This window comes from Saccharopolyspora sp. 6M (assembly GCF_020176775.1).
Taxonomy (GTDB): Bacteria; Actinomycetota; Actinomycetes; order Mycobacteriales; family Pseudonocardiaceae; genus Saccharopolyspora_C; species Saccharopolyspora_C gregorii.
In genome coordinates this window covers 1-1739 of the sequence record NZ_JAIUJZ010000091.1, presented here as the reverse complement: position 1 = coordinate 1739, position 1739 = coordinate 1, and the positions used below count along the sequence as shown (strand labels likewise).

Sequence of the window (1739 nt, the reverse complement as noted above, 5' to 3'; positions counted from 1 at the left end):
CCCGCGCCCCGCCCCCCCCGGCCCCCGGCGGCCCCCCGCCGGCCGCCCCCCCGCGGGGGGGCGGGCGGCCCCCCCCCCCCCCCCCCCCCCGCGTCTCCAGCTCAGGTGGTGGGCGGCAGGGTGACGCGCTGCCGGTCCGGAGCGACGGTCCACTCCCACACGGGCAGCGGCGGGCGGCCGCGGTCGGTCCACCACCGGTAGGCCGCTTCGGCGGCGTCCCACAACCGGCGCGGCCCGTGCTGGCGCACCGCGTACCGGCCGTCCGCGGGCCCGCCGGCGGCCCCCCCCCCGGCCCGCGGGGCGCCCCCCCCCGCCCCCCCCCCCCGGTCCGCGGTGCGCTCCCGCACCTCGTAGCGGCAGCCGGGCAGCGCGACCGCGATCGGCCACCGGTGGTCGTCGGCCAGCAGCGGCACCCACGGTGCCAGCTCGGTCCACGACGACTCGGCCGCCGCGTCGTCCCGCTCCGACGGGTCGAGCTCCGCCGGAACCTCCCGCGGCGATCGCAGGTCCATGAAGGACACCCCGAGGCCCGCGACCGCGTTCCCGCGCGCCGTGCCGTCCGCGCCGACGACGAACCGCACCAGCGGTCCGGTGGCCAGGTCGGCCCGCATCGGCGCGACGATCACCCCGCCCGGAACCGCGCTCCGCACCCAGGAGTACGGAAACCGTCCGATGTGGACGCCTGCGGTGACGGTGATCCGGTCGAAGCGCCGCGCACCGTCGATCGCGCTCGCCGCGTCGCCCTCGACCACCTCCACGCGGTCGTAGCCCGCCGCGCGCAGCCTCGCCCGCGCCCCGGCGGCGACCTCCGGGTCGATCTCCACGGTCGCCACCTCACCGGCCTCGCCCACGACCTCCGCGAGCAGCGCGGCGTTCCAGCCGGTGCCGGTCCCGATCTCCAGCACCGAATCCCCCGGCCGGGGTCCCAGCGCCCGCAGCATCCCCGCCACCACCGACGGCGCGGACGCGGAACTGGTGGGCCGATGACCGAGCTCGGGCCACACCGTCGCTCCGGCGTCGAACTGCGTCACCAGCGGACGGTCCGCGTACACCGCGGCCAGCCACCGTTCCGGAGCGCCGTCCCGGTTCAGCGCCACGTCCGCGACCGCCTCGTCCGGCCGGTACCAGAACCGCTCGGGGACGAACCACTCCCGCGCGGCGGCGAGGAAGGCAGGGCCGAACGCGGCGGGCAGCGCGCCCGCCGCGTCCAGCGCGGCGACGAGCCGGCCCGGCCCGTCCGGTGCGGCGACCTCGGTCACCGGAACCCCTGCTCGTAGTCCTTCGGGTCGATGTCGTCCGCGGTCTTGCCGGTCTGCCCGTCGCGGCCCACGTCGTGCTGCCCGCCGTCGGTGGCGCCGGTGTCCTTCTTCTCCGTGCCCATGGGACTCCTCCGCTCGTTCATGGTAGGAATCCGCGCGGTCGCGCGGAACCTCGTTCGCCCGCCCGCATCGAGAACGGCGTTGGGCGGGGACGACCGGGACGTGTTCGGCCGTCCCCCACTCCATCGGCATCCCGCGACGCGGACCGGTGCGAGTTCCTCCTGTCAGGGCACCGGAATGCTCCCCGCGGGTGATCACGGCCGCGTCCCGCAACCCGGTCGGCGGCGTCGCCACCGGGTCCCCCGGACCGGGCCTCGGGTCGGTCACCTGCGGAGCCGGGCCGGGTCGCACCCGCTCTCGGCGGCGGACCTGGCGGGCGCGCCTAACCTGGGGCGGGAAGATCGGATCTAGGGCGGGGTG

At 78.0% G+C, this 1739-nt stretch carries 2 protein-coding genes; both read right to left on the bottom strand.

What is annotated here, in order from left to right; all coding sequences use genetic code 11:
- Positions 1-101: 101 nt before the first annotated feature.
- The gene (locus LCD31_RS14135; protein ID WP_224958624.1) at positions 102-1259 is read right to left on the bottom strand and encodes a methyltransferase domain-containing protein; all 1158 of its coding nucleotides are present in this window, start codon (positions 1257-1259) and stop codon (positions 102-104) included.
- Positions 1256-1381, bottom strand: coding sequence for a hypothetical protein (locus LCD31_RS29105; RefSeq protein WP_255615648.1), 126 nt, complete (start codon positions 1379-1381; stop codon positions 1256-1258). The genes LCD31_RS14135 and LCD31_RS29105 overlap by 4 nt, the downstream gene beginning before the upstream one ends.
- Positions 1382-1739: the final 358 nt, after the last annotated feature.